The organism is Enterococcus sp. DIV0421 (genome assembly GCF_051713745.1).
GTDB lineage: Bacteria > Bacillota > Bacilli > Lactobacillales > Enterococcaceae > Enterococcus_D > Enterococcus_D casseliflavus.
On sequence record NZ_JBIOQM010000002.1, the window covers coordinates 206420 to 220634 of the forward strand.

Here is a 14215-nt window from a genome sequence, read left to right on the forward strand (position 1 = left end):
CAAGTCTTTATCAAAATTGTGTGATGAAACTCGTTGATTGTCAAGCTAAAATTGAGTCAACAAGAATGAATCAGTGAATTGTAATCGATTTATTTTTAAACAAGATAATGAAAGGTGGAGACCAGTGAACACATTTATCGCAATCGATATCGGTGCATCAAGCGGTCGTCTGATGCTGAGCCGTTGGGAAAATGAGCAGATCACTTTAGAAGAGATCCATCGCTTTAATAACGGCTTTCGTCCTCATGAAGGCTTTGACCGTTGGGCGATCGATTATTTGATCCAAGAGATTTTAGTAGGACTGCAAAAAGTGAAACAAGCAGGTATCAATGACTGCTTCGTCGGAATCGACACCTGGGCAGTGGATTACTGTTTGATCGATCAAGCAGGCGAACGTTTAGGCGACCCAGTCGCTTATCGAGATAGTCGCACCAATGATGCGATCGCAGCTTTTGGTCAGCGCTATTCTTTGCAAAAACTGTATGAGAAAACAGGCATTCAGCTGCAACCCTTCAACACGATTTTTCAGTTAGCCGCAGAAGAAGCGCAACTGCTGCAAAAAGCCGACAAGCTACTGCTGATTCCAGACTACTTGGGCTACGTTTTTACTGGCAAGATGGTCACGGAAAAAACCAATGCCTCGACGATGCAGCTTCTAAATGCCAACATCCAAACATGGGATGCAGAATTGTTAGCTGAGATCGGCGTAACAGAAGGCCTATTCCCACCATTGGTTGATGCTGGAACGGTTTTAGGCGCACTGCAAACACAGAAGTTTCCAGCCTATGATTTGCCACAAGCGACCTTTGTCACTGTCGCTAGTCATGATACGGCATCAGCGATCATCGGTACACCTGGAGAGGGGGCAGATTGGGGCTACATCAGCAGCGGGACTTGGTCATTGCTGGGGATCGAAACCAAAGTACCCAATGTTTCCCTTGCCGCCTTTGATGAAAATTATACGAACGAATGGGGTGCCCACAACACGATTCGCTTTTTAAAAAACATCATGGGCATGTGGCTGATCCAAGAAGTGGCTCGGCAGCAAGACTATCAGTATTCCTATGCAGAATTGGCGGAATTGGCGCAAGCAACACCTGCTTTTCAACAGTTTGTCGATGTCAATGATCCTCGTTTTTTGAATCCAGAAAACATGATTACTGAACTGCAAGCGTATTGTCGAGAAACCCAGCAGAAAGTTCCAGAAACCGCAGGGGAACTGGCTCGCTGTGTGTATGATAACTTAGCGCTTTGTTATGCCAGTGAATTACAAAAACTGGAACAGCTGACAGGTACGACGAGCAAGCTGCAAAAACTGCATATCGTGGGGGGCGGTTCCAACAATCGCTTTTTAAATCAACTGACGGCTGATGCTGCGCAGCTGACGATCGAAGCTGGCCCAAGTGAAGCAACGGCGATCGGTAATCTTTTAATGCAGATGATGAGTGCTGGCATCTTCACGTCGCTGGCTGAAGCACGCCGTGCGGTCAAACACTCATTTCCTTGCAGTGTTCATGAACCACAGCCTTTTGATCACAAGATTTTAAGCAACTATCAACGTTTTATAGAAGGAGTAGGAAAAAAATGACAACGATTCAACAGCGTTATGAAGAAGCTAAGACAGCATATGCCAAATTAGGCGTCGACACGGATGCGGTTTTGAAAAAATTAGCCGATGTGAAAATCTCGATGCATGTTTGGCAAGGGGACGATGTCCAAGGATTTTTGAGTGATGAAGCATTATCTGGTGGGATCTCTGTAACGGGGAATTATCCTGGTGCTGCCCATACCCCAGAGGAGTTGCGCCAAGATTTAGAAAAAGCCTACTCTTTGATTCCTGGAAAACACAAATTGAACCTTCACGCCATCTATTTAGACACCGAGGAAGCAGTGGATCTAAATGAATTGGAGCCGAAGCATTTTGAAAAATGGGTTGCTTGGGCGAAAGAACAAGGCTTAGGTTTAGACTTCAATCCAACCTTTTTCTCACATCCCATGTTCAAAGATGGCTTTACCCTTGCTTCACCAGATGAAGAAGTTCGTCAGTTCTGGATCGAACACGGCAAACGTTCTCGTCAAATCGCTGCTTATATGGGGAAAGAAACTGGGCAAGTCTGTGTCAATAATTTCTGGGTGCCAGATGGCTACAAAGACAACCCAATCGATCGTTTTACACCACGGGAACGCTTGATGACAGCATTAGATGAGATTTTTGATGAAGAATTGCCAGCGGAATACACGGTAGATGCCGTGGAAAGCAAGTTGTTTGGTCTTGGTGCCGAAGCCTACACCGTCGGCTCTCATGAATTTTATATGGGCTATGGCTTGACACGCGATAAATTGATTTGTTTGGATGCTGGACATTTCCATCCAACCGAAGTGATCTCCAATAAACTGTCTTCACTGGCACTATTTAGCAAAGGCATTTTGCTGCATGTCAGCCGTCCTGTACGCTGGGATAGTGATCATGTCGTGATCATGGACGATGAATTGCAAGAGATTGGTCGCGAATTGGTTCGCAATGACTTATTGCCAAAAACCAACATTGGGTTAGATTTCTTTGATGCGACGATCAATCGGGTCGCTGCGTGGGTGATCGGGACGCGCAATACTCAAAAAGCGTTGCTAAAAGCGATGCTAGAACCGATCGAAGAACTAAAAGCAATCGAATTGTCAGGTGATTTCACCACTCGTTTAGCCATGACGGAAGAATTAAAAGACTATCCGTATGCAGATGTTTGGAATTACTTCTGTGAAAGCCAAGGGGTACCAGCAGGTCTGGATTGGCTATCAGAAGTGAAAGCCTATGAAGAAACCGTCTTAAAAGCCAGAAAGTAGGAGAACGATGAAAAAGATTGATATTTTACAAGCGAATTTTGTACAAGAAATGATGGAAACGACAGCAAACCTTTACCGTTTAGGGTGGGATGAGCGCAACGGCGGCAATATTTCTTACTTATTAACAGAAGAAGAGATCTTGCCTTTCATCGATCCGCAAAGCGTCTTGCGGGAAATTCCCATGATTTTTGATGCCACGGCACTAGCTGGCAAGTACTTTATCGTGACAGGTTCAGGAAAATACTTTAAAAATGTAGCGGCACATCCAGCGGAAAACCTTGGTGTGATTCGAGTCAAAGAAGATGGGCAAACATTGGAATTGCTTTGGGGCTTGGAAAATGGTGCGGTGCCAACGAGTGAACTGCCAAGTCATTTCATGAGTCATATTGCTCGCTTGTCGGTCGATCCAGAAAACCGAATCATCATGCATAACCACGCATCGCATCTTTTAGCCATGAGTTTTACCCATGAGTTGGATGAACGCAGTTTCACGCGGACCTTGTGGCAAATGTGTACGGAGTGCTTGGTGGTCTTCCCAGAAGGCGTCTCCATCATTCCTTGGATGGTCCCAGGAACGAATGAGATCGGCGAAGCAACGGCTGCTAAAATGAAAGAGACCCGTTTGGTTCTTTGGCCGCAACATGGGATCTATGGTGCTGGCAAAGATATGGACGAAGTCTTTGGCTTGATTGAAACGGCAGAGAAAGCTGCGGAAGTGTACACCTATGTCAAAGCGCAAGGCCCAATTTTACAAACCATTACAGATGAAAATCTGAAAAAACTGGCTGACGCTTTCAAAGTCACTCCCCGAGCAGGCTATCTTGAGGTATAATCAATGGTAGAAGAATAGAAAAGGCTTTCAGTCTTTTCTATTTAAAATATATTGTGAATAAACAAACAAATGGAGGTAGGAAGAATGGCAAATAGAATGATTTTGAATGAAACATCGTATTTTGGAAAAGGAGCGATCGAGAACGTACCGACCGAATTCAAGGCACGAGGGTTTAAAAAAGCGGCAGTGATCACCGACAAAGATTTGGTGAAATTTGAAGTTGCGACCAAAGTGACGAAATTATTAGATGAAGCAGGTGTCGATTATGCGTTATATGATGGGATTGTGCCGAACCCAACGATCCAAAATGTCAAAGACGGCTTAGCGTTTGTCCAAGAAGCCCAAGCCGATTGTATCATTGCGATTGGCGGTGGTTCACCGATCGATACGGCAAAAGCGATCGCGATCATTGCTACGAATCCTGAATTTTCCGATGTGATTAGTTTGGAAGGCGTGGCAGACACGAAAAATCCATGCTTGCCGATTTTAGCGGTACCGACAACTTCTGGGACTGCAGCCGAAGTAACGATCAACTATGTGATTACAGATGAAGACAATCATCGGAAATTTGTTTGTGTAGATCCTCACGATATTCCTCTGGTAGCCTTTGTGGACAGCGATATGATGATGGGGATGCCTAAGAGCTTGGCAGCCGCAACGGGAATGGATGCCATGACCCACGCCATCGAAGGCTTCATCACCAAAGGCGCTTGGGAAATGACTGATATGCTGCACATCAAAGCAATTGAGATCATCGGCCGCTCATTGCGAGATTCCGTGAATGGCGATCAAGCAGGACGAGAAGCGATGGCGTTAGGACAATACATTGCCGGTATGGGCTTTTCAAACGTCGGCTTGGGCTTAGTCCACGGCATGGCCCATCCATTGTCCGCTTGGTACAACATTCCTCACGGAGTAGCGTGCGCGTCCTTGTTGCCAACCATCATGAAATACAACAAAGACTTTACGGGTGAAAAATACCGTGAGATCGCGATCGTTTTAGGCATTGAAGGGGCAGAAACGATGTCACTTGAAGACGTCCGCGATGCTGCTTGCCAAGCAATCGATCAGTTAAGCAAAGATGTGGGCATTCCAGCGACCATTTCTGAATTAGGCGTCAAAGAAGAAGATATCCCAGCCATCGCCAAAGATGCCTTGAACGATGTCTGCACACCAGGCAACCCGCGGGATACGACTTTAGAAGAAATTATTGAGCTTTATCGTTCGTTGATGTAATCTTGTTAAAGGTACGAAATTCGAAGAAATGAAAGATGCTTCTGCAAGTTTCCCTTAACAACGATCTGCTGATCAGTTGCTGTTTTATTCTGAAGACTTCAGTAAAATTGCGAGGCAAAGCGTTAGATTTTTGAAGAAATCGTTGTGCCCATATACTAGTAATCAAATCAAAAAAAGTGATCATTAGAGTTGGTTCTCTAATGGTCACTTTTTTGCTGTACGCAAGATCACAGCGTACCGATCGCTTCAAAATCATCACCTATCAAGAGCTGAGAGTTTCAGAATTGGTTAGTCAGCCACCCAATCATCTCTCGATAGCACTCATCAGCGATCACATTTGGTGTCCGATCAAAGTCATGCTGATCTAAGTCGAGCCAAAGTGTTTTGGTATGGGGGACTTGTGCAGCGAAAGCTTCGGATGCGCTGAAGGGAACATCTGGATCTTTTTTGCAATGAACGACAAAGCAAGGAGGAAAGTCTTGGTAAGCGGCAGCAGGAATCGCCAAGGCTGCTAGCTGTTCCCGATTCCCTAAATAACGCTGCCAGTTGCCATATTGACGGGCGGAAAGGTACAAAGGGAATCGTTTTTCTAACGTGCCGTGGGTGATGGGTTGGCTTTCGATCATGGCTTCAGCGACGAATGGTGGGACTTTCGGAAATTGTGTGTAAAAGCGTGCCGGCTGCAAAAATTCTTTACAAAACAACTCTTGGTAACCGTAAAATCGGATCAAGCCCTTTTGCTCCGAGTGCTTTGTGCGTGCGGTCAGTAAGGTCGCTAAAAAACCGCCGGCGGAGCGACCGAACAAAACGTACTCATTTGTACCAACGCCGCTGAACTGCCAGCCTTCGTCCAAAAACCACTCCACTACCTTTTTTGCATGAAGGTAGATATCGTGTAGCGCTACTTCGGGAGCCAGTGGATAATCGAACAGGTAAAGGCTAACACCGCAGCCAGCAATTGGTGGACATAATCCTGCGGAAGGTCTTCTCGCTGACCATAGAGGAAGCCACCACCATGAAAATACAAAAGGCTGATCCGAGGCTGCGCTGCTTTTAGGATCGTCACTTCTAACGGCAAAGTGCCGTAGGTGTCAAATTGGATTTTTTCTGTTTGCGCAAAGGCATTTTTAGGATAAACCATTGTTTTCTTCCTTTCTCTTCTTCGATAGTATAAGGAAGAGTATAGGAGAAGGAAGCGGTTTAAAAAACAGCGTTATGACTAAAAATAGAAACGGTTTTGTCGAAAGTGAACAATGATGTCCTTCAGTAACACGCTTACAATAACCGTATAAATCAAAGGAGGCAGAACAATGGAGTTGAAAAAAGAAGTAGCGGCAATGATCGATGCACTATCTCAGATTGGGAGTGATCCCACTGGAGGAATGACTAGACTGCTTTATACCGATTCATGGAAAGAAGCGCAATCATTTGTAGAAAAACAATTAAAAGAAACTGGCTTAACGACGTCCTATGATGCAGTCGGCAATCTCTTCGGCAGATTGGAAGGCAGCCAGTATCCAGAAGAAACGATTCTTTCAGGGTCACATATCGATACCGTCGTCAACGGTGGCACATTAGACGGTCAATACGGGGTCGTTGCTGCTGCTTTAGCGATCAAGTATTTAAAAGAGACCTATGGGCAACCTTTACGCTCCTTGGAAGTCATCTCAATGGCAGAAGAAGAAGGCAGTCGTTTTCCAACCGTTTTTTGGGGAAGTAAAAACTTTGTCGGAGAGGCCAAAAAAGCCGATGTTGAAGCGATCGCAGATTTTGAAGGCAATCGCTTCGTGGCAGAGATGCAACGCCAAGGCTTTGATTTTCGCGACCCACAAGAACCGGTTCGATCAGACATCAAAGCCTTCGTGGAAATCCATATCGAACAAGGCAGTGTTTTAGAAAAAGAAAATTTGCAGATCGGTGTCGTCAATAGTATCGCTGGTCAAAAGCGCTACACCTTTGTTTTAAAAGGACAAGCCAATCATGCAGGAACCACACCGATGGGCTATCGCCAAGATGCTGTGTATGGTTTTGCCAAAATGTGTGCCGCAGTGATCGACCGTGGCTTAGAGCTTGGGGATCCATTAGTAGTGACATTCGGTAAAGTTGAGCCAAAACCGAATACGGTCAACGTGGTTCCTGGTGAAGTGTTGTTTACGATGGATTGTCGCCATACCGATGGGCAGCTATTGGATGCCTTTACTGCTGAAGCAGAACAGATCATTCAAGCGATCGCCAAAGAGCACGACCTGACAGTGGAGATGGATCTATGGATGGATGAACGCCCTGTGCCGATGGACGATACGATCGTTGCCATGGTGGAACAAGCAGTGAAGCAAACCGGCAAACGCTACAAAGTCATGCATAGTGGGGCGGGGCATGATTCCCAAATCATTGCACCACATTTTCCAACTGCGATGCTGTTTGTACCAAGTATTGATGGAATTAGCCACAACCCAGCCGAAGCAACGACTATCGAAGATTTAGTAGCTGGGGTTGAAGTTTTAGCAGCTTCCCTTTACGAGCTAGCATACAAAGAATAGAAAGCAGGGACACACATGGGATATAAAAATAATAATACGGGCTATTTAGATGGATTGCTGCAATCACGAGCAGTCATTAGAAAAAATAATTTTGCGATCTTGCCGCATGATGGGCTAGTGAATAATGTCATTCCAGGCTTCGAAAACTGTGAATGTTCGATACTCGGCTCACCAAAATTAGGGGCGTCTTTTGTCGATTACATCATTTCATTCAAAAAAGATGGCGCCAACCAATTGGGCTTCGGCGGTCCAGAGATCGAGAGTTTCTTGTATGTCATCTCGGGCAAACTGGAAGTAAGTGATGGCAAAGAAACCCATACATTGACGGACGGAGGCTATATCTATCTGCCTGCTGGAGAAAAACTGTATATGAAAAATCTCCAAGAAGAAGCGACAGAAGTGTTCTTGTATAAGAAACGTTACCAACCACTTGAAAATCACCAAGCCTACAAAGTAGTGGGGAATCTTTCAGAGTTGACACCGATCCAATACGAAGGGATGGCAGACGTCCTACTTTGGGATTTCCTGCCAAAAGAGCTGGGCTTTGACATGAATATCCATATCCTTTCCTTTGAACCAGGGGCAAGTCATGGCTACATTGAGACCCATTACCAAGAACATGGGGCGTACTTACTGTCAGGTAAAGGGATGTATAACTTAGATAATGAGTGGTTCCCAGTGGAAAAAGGCGACTACATTTTCATGAGTGCCTATGTACAGCAAGCGGCCTATGGTGTTGGCCGTGACGAACCATTGACCTATATTTATTCCAAAGATTGCAACCGCGATCCGGAAATTTAAAGGAGTTTAGAAGATGGAAGAAACGGTTATTGTACAGTCACAAGAGTTACAGCAATTGATCCAAAACAAATTAGCGGCTGCTGGTTTGTCTGAAGAGCACGCAGCCATCGTTGCAGAGCATTTGGTTTTTGCCGATGCCAGCGGGATCCACTCTCACGGGGCTGTGCGGGTAGACTATTACGCAGAGCGGATCGCTAAAGGTGGGATGAATCGCACTCCACAGATCACGTTTGAAGAGACTGGGCCGAGCAGCGGGATCGTTCACGGTCAAAATGGCGCAGGGCAGGTCGTCGTATTAGAAGCGACAAAGTATGCCATTGAGATGGCCAAACGCTCTGGGATCGCGGCGGTTGGTGTACGGAAAACGAGTCATAGTGGGGCGCTATCCTATTATGTCAAAAAAGCTGCAGAAGCTGACTTGATTGCATTATCTATGTGCCAATCGGATTCAATGGTGGTTCCTTTTGGCGGCAAAGAAAATTATTTTGGTACCAATCCGATTGCCTTTGCGGCACCGCGAAAGCATGCTGCGCCGGTGGTTTTTGATATGGCAACGACGGTCCAAGCGTGGGGCAAAATTTTAGATGCTCGTTCCAAAGATAAAGAGATTCCAGCAACATGGGCCGTTGATGCCCATGGCAAGCCAACGACAAATCCGCATCATGTTCATGGGTTATTGCCAATCTCAGGACCAAAAGGCTTTGGGTTGATGATGATGGTGGATATCTTGTCTGGAATGCTCCTTGGGCTGCCTTTTGGCAAGCATGTTTCCTCTATGTACAACGATCTGACGAAAGGCCGCGACTTAGGGCAATTTATTTTGCTGATCGATCCGCAACGATTTACAGATTTAGAGACATTTAAAGAGTCAGTCGAAACGATGATCGAAGAGCTACACGCCATACCGGCTGCTGAACAGTTCCAGCAAGTCTATTATCCAGGCGAGATCAATCAACTAACCTATGAAAAATATATGGCAGAAGGCATTCCTATCGAAAAGAACATTTATCGCTATCTCATTAGCGACACGGTTCATTTTGACCAGTATTCTGGGTCAGATGCCTTTGCACAGACAGGAACAGGAAAGTGAGGAGACCCATGTTACACACTATTATTCAAAAAAACAATTACCAAGATTCCATTGTTTTAATGCTTTTGACCAATCGTTTACTGACGATCGAAGGGATCAACAACGCTTCGGTCATGATGGGTACACCTGCCAATAAGGATATCTTCAAGACGGGTGGTCTTTATACCGAGGAGATGAGCAATGCGACCTCCAACGATATGGTGCTCGTGTTAGACATTGAAGAGGAAGAAATCATCGAAACAGTCCTGTCAGAAATCGATGCCTTCTTATCGGACCAAAGCAATAGCGCAGGAGAAGAAACCCAAAGCGTCAAAACTTGGGAAAAAGCCTTAGATCTTGGAAAAGATGCGAAGGTCGCTGTCTTATCGATTCCTGGTACTATGGCAGCACCAGAAATTGAAACCGCATTAGCAGCGGGCAAACATGTTTTTTGTTTCAGTGATAATGTTTCATTGGAAGAGGAAGTTCGGCTAAAGAAAATGGCTCATGAACAAGGACTTCTTTTAATGGGACCAGATTGTGGCACAGGGATTCTCAATGGGATACCAGTAGCCTTCACGAATGCCGTTCGTAAAGGGAAAATCGGTGTTGTCGGCGCTTCGGGTACGGGCATCCAAGAAGTCACCACCATCATTCATAAATTGGGTGCCGGTGTGACACAAGCCATCGGAACCGGTGGACGAGATCTCAAAGAAGCCGTCGGTGGGATCACCATGAAAGACAGCATTCTTGCCTTGGAATATGATCCTGATACGGAGGTGATCGTGGTGATCTCCAAACCACCTGCACCACGTGTCCGAGATGAAGTGTTGGCATTATTAAGAAGAGGAACAAAACCTGCAGTCACGATTTTTCTGGGGGAAGAGCCAACGGACCACGAAGAAAATCTTTACCGAGCTTACACGCTGGAAGAAGCGGCACAATTAGCCGTGCAGCTGCTACGTCAAGAACAGATTGGATTAGAGCCAGTAAAAGAGGAAACGGCAGCTGCCGCTTTTGGACCTGAACAGCAAAAAATCAAAGCTTATTATTCTGGCGGAACATTGGCGTACGAAGCAGCGATGCTGGTCAAAGCAGGATTAAATCTAGAACAAGAAGATGCCCATCAGGAAGGGTACATTTTAAAAGCAGCTGGCCATGAGATCATCGATTTAGGTGATGACATCTATACGCAAGGCAAGCCCCATCCGATGATCGACCCAACAAAGCGGATCGAACTGTTGAAGCAAGCCGGAGAAGATCCTGAAACGGCAGTGATTTTGTTAGATATCGTTTTAGGGTACGGCTCTCATCAAGATATGGCGAGTGAATTGGCACCGACCATCAAATCGTTGAAGGAAGCAGCGCAAGCAGCTGGCCGAGAGTTAGCGGTGATCGCTACGATCGTCGGAACTGATTTAGACCCCCAAGACAGCAACGAGCAAGCTGAGATTTTAACCGCAGCTGGCGTGATTTTGTGTCAAAGCAATGCCCAAGCAGTCAAACAAGCTTTAGCAATGCTCGGTCACCCTTTTTCACCAATTAGTCGTAAGCTGTTGCCAAAAGCAGTGACAACTGCCGATGCGTTGCCAGAGCCATCTGAAAAGAGCCGCGAATTGTTAGCCAATGACGCGTTCATCAATGTAGGATTGCGTAGCTTTGCGGAAGCGATCCAGGCGCATCACGGTCAAGTCGTTCAATATGACTGGCAGCCAATTGCTGGTGGAAACGTAACGTTACAAAAAGCCTTACGTTTCTTAGCACAAGTGTCACTATCAGAGTAGGAGGAAGTTATCGTGTACGAAACTATTGAAGAAGCAAACCAAGCCGTTATTGCCAAGATCGTTGCCGGTTCGCCTTTTTTGCTGGATGTCGTTCCAGCAGTCAGTGTCATTCCAGAGTTAGGTGAAGGAAAAGTCCTATTGCATGCAGGACCACCGATCCGCTACGATCAGATGATCGATCCGATTCAAGGTGCTTGTGTTGGTGCGGGGCTTTTTGAAGGCTGGGGCGAAACGGAAGAAGAGGTACGTCATTTATTAGCATCTGGGGAAGTTCAACTGATTCCTTGTCACCACGTGCAAGCGGTTGGCCCAATGGGGGGCATCACCTCTGCCAATATGCCAGTGCTCGTAGTGGAAAACAAAACCGATGGCAACCGAGCGTATTGTACGATGAACGAAGGGATCGGGGCAGTTTTACGATTTGGCGCCTATTCTCAAGAAGTCATTGATCGCTTGCATTGGATGAAAAATACGTTAGCGCCAGTTTTAAGTGCTGCACTACAAACAAAACCCGATGGCTTGAACATCAATGTCTTAGTCGCAAAAGCAATCGCCATGGGGGATGAGTTCCATCAACGGAATATCGCTGCTTCGTTGGCGTTCTTAAAAGAAGTAGCACCAGCGATCGTTACTCTGGAAGGATTTGAAAAAGAAAAACCAGAAGTCATTCAGTTTCTAGCAGACACGGATCAGTTCTTCTTGAATATCATGATGGCTTCTTCAAAAGCGGTGCTTGATGGCGCCCGGACGATTGAAGAAGGCACGGTTGTGACCGCAATGTGTCGCAACGGGCATGAATTCGGTATCCGTATTTCTGGCATGGGAGATGAGTGGTTTACTGGACCTGTCAATACACCAAAAGGGCTGTATTTCTCAGGATTCAGTGAAGAAGATGCCTCTCCAGATATGGGCGACAGTGCCATTACGGAAACCTTTGGTGTTGGGGGAATGGCAATGATTGCTGCCCCAGCTGTGACACGCTTCGTTGGTTCTGGGGGATTTCACGATGCGTTGAAAACCAGCAATGAGATGTTAGAGATTTCCATTGATACCAATCCGAATTTTCCCGTTCCTACATGGGACTTCAAAGGGATCTGTTTAGGGATCGATGCTCGTAAAGTCGTAGAAACAGGGATCTTACCGGTGATCAATACAGGGATCGCCAACAAACAAGCTGGACGGGGACAAATTGGTGCCGGGACAGTGACACCACCAATGGATTGCTTTGAAAAAGCTGTCTTGGCTTATGCAAAAAAATTAGGATTTGAAGAATAAATCAGGAACTGAAAACGTGAAAAAGGAGCAACATAGTGATGATACAGGCAAAATGGATCGACCAAGCTTTATTTGAACCCGCATTTATCAATGACAACTGGCTCGTTCACAGTGTGTTTCAGCATAGTTTCAATCTGCAAGATCCTCGTCAGGATCAGCTGATCTTTGTCTCCAAACAAGCGGCTCGCGTGCCCAAAGGGATGATTTTAGCTGCCGACGATTATGCAGCATTGGCGACAGGCTTAGTTGCTGGTACCACTCTTTTGGTTCAGCAACGGGTGATCCATTTTCCGCATCATCGTCTGTCTTTTCAAAAGGCAGCCCAATTTACAACCACCTTTCCAGCTGGCACAGTCCCATTTGATCGAGAACTGTTTTGGTCAACCCTTCAAAACGTCACGGAAAAGACGGGGATTCAAGAAGCTGTTTCAGCAACCATCCGCAGCAATCATCCGTTTTATGACGCAATCGATCAGCTATGCAAGCCTTCATTTAAGGAACAACGGCAAGCAGTCGCTTATTTAGTCGGACGGGGTGTCGGATTGACCCCCACAGGCGATGATATGCTAGTTGGTCATTTACTGGCTCGCCGAGTGATGGGGCAAGAAGATACCCGCTTGGTGGCTTATCTACAAAGAAGGCTGTTGACAGTCAATGATTTAACGACTGACGTCAGTAAACATTATCTTCTGCATGCACTGACAGGCGCATTCAATCAATCGGCATTATCCTTGACCAAGTGTACCGATTCAGTGGCTTTTTCCCAAGTAATTAAAGAGATACTAGCGATCGGTCATACCTCGGGGGCCGACTTTTTGGCAGGGTTTGCTCGCAGTATCGATCAATTTCAAAACAATAGAAATGAGGAATTCATATGGCAAAACGAGTGGTCATCGCTCTAGGGGGCAATGCAATTTTAAAACCGAATCAACCAGCGACCGTTGAGACACAGCTTGCAAATATCCAGTTAAGTGCAGAACAGATCGCTAAAATCGAGAAGCTTGACCATCAAATCGTCGTGACGCACGGCAATGGTCCGCAAGTCGGCAATATTTTACGACAAAATGAAGAAGCCAAAGAAGTCGTGCCGCCTTTTCCACTAGATGTCTGTAATGCAGAGTCACAAGGCTTTATCGGTTATTTAATGGAGCAAAGCATCAAAAATAAAATCGAGCAAGAAGAACTGACCAGCAATGTCGTGACCTTATTGACCCAAGTGGAAGTGGCAGCGGATGATCCCGCGTTTGAAAAGCCAACGAAGCCGATCGGCTTGTTCTACTCAGAAGAAGAAGCAAAAAAGATGGCTGAGGAAAAGCATTGGGTGATGGAAGAAGATGCTGGACGTGGGTACCGTCGCGTCGTGCCATCTCCACAACCTGTGACGATCCACGGCGTGGAATCAATGGTTCATTTATTGAATCAAAATACCATCGTGATCGCTGGTGGTGGCGGAGGGATTCCAGTCGTAAAACAAGCGGAAGGCTTGAAAGGGATCGAAGCAGTCATCGATAAAGACCGAACCGGAAAGAAATTGGCAGAACAAGTGGATGCCGATGTATTTATGATGCTGACCGACGTCAACAACGTTTATATCAATTACGGAACACCGGAGCAAGAAAAATTAACGGGCTTATCCGTAAGTGAAGCGCAAGCATATTTTGATGCGGGGCATTTTGCAGAAGGTAGTATGGGGCCGAAAATGGAAGCGGCGATTGCGTTTGCCAAACAAGGAAAGACAGCAATCATCTGCTCATTGGAAGAAGCGGACTTAGCATTGTTAGGTGAAGCAGGCACAAGGATCGCTGGGTAACACCAGCGATCCAACTGCTTGATTCGCCTA

General features: G+C 46.0%; 11 protein-coding genes and 1 pseudogene. 11 read left to right on the top strand and 1 reads right to left on the bottom strand.

All coding sequences use genetic code 11. The features are described 5' to 3' along the window. Positions 1 to 172 precede the first annotated feature (172 nt). The 4 genes from rhaB to fucO all read left to right on the top strand — a co-directional run bounded on the left by rhaB (position 173) and on the right by fucO (position 4906). Positions 173 to 1588: a rhamnulokinase gene (gene rhaB, locus IGI96_RS12120; RefSeq protein ID WP_153883577.1), complete on the top strand. Its 1416-nt coding sequence runs from the start codon at positions 173 to 175 to the stop codon at positions 1586 to 1588. After that, positions 1585 to 2838 (top strand): L-rhamnose isomerase, encoded by a 1254-nt coding sequence (rhaA, locus tag IGI96_RS12125; protein ID WP_016610602.1) that lies wholly within the window; start codon positions 1585 to 1587, stop codon positions 2836 to 2838. The genes rhaB and rhaA overlap by 4 nt, the downstream gene beginning before the upstream one ends. A gap of 7 nt (positions 2839 to 2845) precedes the next feature. After that, complete coding sequence (rhaD, locus tag IGI96_RS12130) at positions 2846 to 3670, top strand: rhamnulose-1-phosphate aldolase (protein WP_005234418.1); 825 nt, start codon at positions 2846 to 2848, stop codon at positions 3668 to 3670. 84 nt (positions 3671 to 3754) lie between these two features. After that, complete coding sequence (gene fucO / locus IGI96_RS12135; protein ID WP_034858251.1) at positions 3755 to 4906, top strand: lactaldehyde reductase; 1152 nt, start codon at positions 3755 to 3757, stop codon at positions 4904 to 4906. A gap of 278 nt (positions 4907 to 5184) precedes the next feature. On the opposite strand, the pseudogene IGI96_RS12140 reads toward fucO, so the two are convergent. Continuing rightward, positions 5185 to 6047, bottom strand: a pseudogene (locus tag IGI96_RS12140) (alpha/beta hydrolase). A 169-nt stretch (positions 6048 to 6216) separates the two neighbouring features. On the opposite strand from IGI96_RS12140, the gene allC reads away from it, so the two are divergent. Genes allC through arcC form a run of 7 tightly spaced genes read left to right on the top strand, consistent with a single transcriptional unit; the run spans position 6217 to position 14185 of the window. Next, positions 6217 to 7446, top strand: a complete 1230-nt coding sequence (gene allC, locus IGI96_RS12145; protein WP_086338598.1) for an allantoate deiminase — start codon at positions 6217 to 6219, stop codon at positions 7444 to 7446. Positions 7447 to 7461: 15 nt separating this feature from the next. After that, complete coding sequence (gene allE / locus IGI96_RS12150) at positions 7462 to 8247, top strand: (S)-ureidoglycine aminohydrolase (protein WP_086338597.1); 786 nt, start codon at positions 7462 to 7464, stop codon at positions 8245 to 8247. Between the two features lie 13 nt (positions 8248 to 8260). Next, complete coding sequence (allD, locus tag IGI96_RS12155; RefSeq protein ID WP_086338596.1) at positions 8261 to 9337, top strand: ureidoglycolate dehydrogenase; 1077 nt, start codon at positions 8261 to 8263, stop codon at positions 9335 to 9337. An 8-nt stretch (positions 9338 to 9345) separates the two neighbouring features. Beyond that, positions 9346 to 11100: an acyl-CoA synthetase FdrA gene (gene fdrA / locus IGI96_RS12160; RefSeq protein WP_086338595.1), complete on the top strand. Its 1755-nt coding sequence runs from the start codon at positions 9346 to 9348 to the stop codon at positions 11098 to 11100. A 12-nt stretch (positions 11101 to 11112) separates the two neighbouring features. Continuing rightward, positions 11113 to 12375, top strand: coding sequence for a DUF1116 domain-containing protein (locus IGI96_RS12165; RefSeq protein ID WP_005234461.1), 1263 nt, complete (start codon positions 11113 to 11115; stop codon positions 12373 to 12375). A 38-nt stretch (positions 12376 to 12413) separates the two neighbouring features. Next, positions 12414 to 13277, top strand: coding sequence for a DUF2877 domain-containing protein (locus IGI96_RS12170; protein WP_086338594.1), 864 nt, complete (start codon positions 12414 to 12416; stop codon positions 13275 to 13277). Then, positions 13250 to 14185, top strand: coding sequence for a carbamate kinase (gene arcC / locus IGI96_RS12175; RefSeq protein ID WP_015509188.1), 936 nt, complete (start codon positions 13250 to 13252; stop codon positions 14183 to 14185). Before IGI96_RS12170 ends, arcC begins: the two co-directional genes overlap by 28 nt. The last annotated feature ends 30 nt before the right edge of the window (positions 14186 to 14215 follow it).

Bases quoted from the DNA above. Each gene is read 5' to 3' on its own strand.
- rhaB (WP_153883577.1), top strand. From the start codon at position 173: ATGCTGAGCCGTTGGGAAAATGAGCAGATCACTTTAGAAGAGATCCAT.
- rhaA (WP_016610602.1), top strand. From the start codon at position 1,585: ATGACAACGATTCAACAGCGTTATGAAGAAGCTAAGACAGCATATGCC.
- rhaD (WP_005234418.1), top strand. From the start codon at position 2,846: ATGAAAAAGATTGATATTTTACAAGCGAATTTTGTACAAGAAATGATG.
- fucO (WP_034858251.1), top strand. From the start codon at position 3,755: ATGGCAAATAGAATGATTTTGAATGAAACATCGTATTTTGGAAAAGGA.
- allC (WP_086338598.1), top strand. From the start codon at position 6,217: ATGGAGTTGAAAAAAGAAGTAGCGGCAATGATCGATGCACTATCTCAG.
- allE (WP_086338597.1), top strand. From the start codon at position 7,462: ATGGGATATAAAAATAATAATACGGGCTATTTAGATGGATTGCTGCAA.
- allD (WP_086338596.1), top strand. From the start codon at position 8,261: ATGGAAGAAACGGTTATTGTACAGTCACAAGAGTTACAGCAATTGATC.
- fdrA (WP_086338595.1), top strand. From the start codon at position 9,346: ATGTTACACACTATTATTCAAAAAAACAATTACCAAGATTCCATTGTT.
- IGI96_RS12170 (WP_086338594.1), top strand. From the start codon at position 12,414: ATGATACAGGCAAAATGGATCGACCAAGCTTTATTTGAACCCGCATTT.
- arcC (WP_015509188.1), top strand. From the start codon at position 13,250: ATGGCAAAACGAGTGGTCATCGCTCTAGGGGGCAATGCAATTTTAAAA.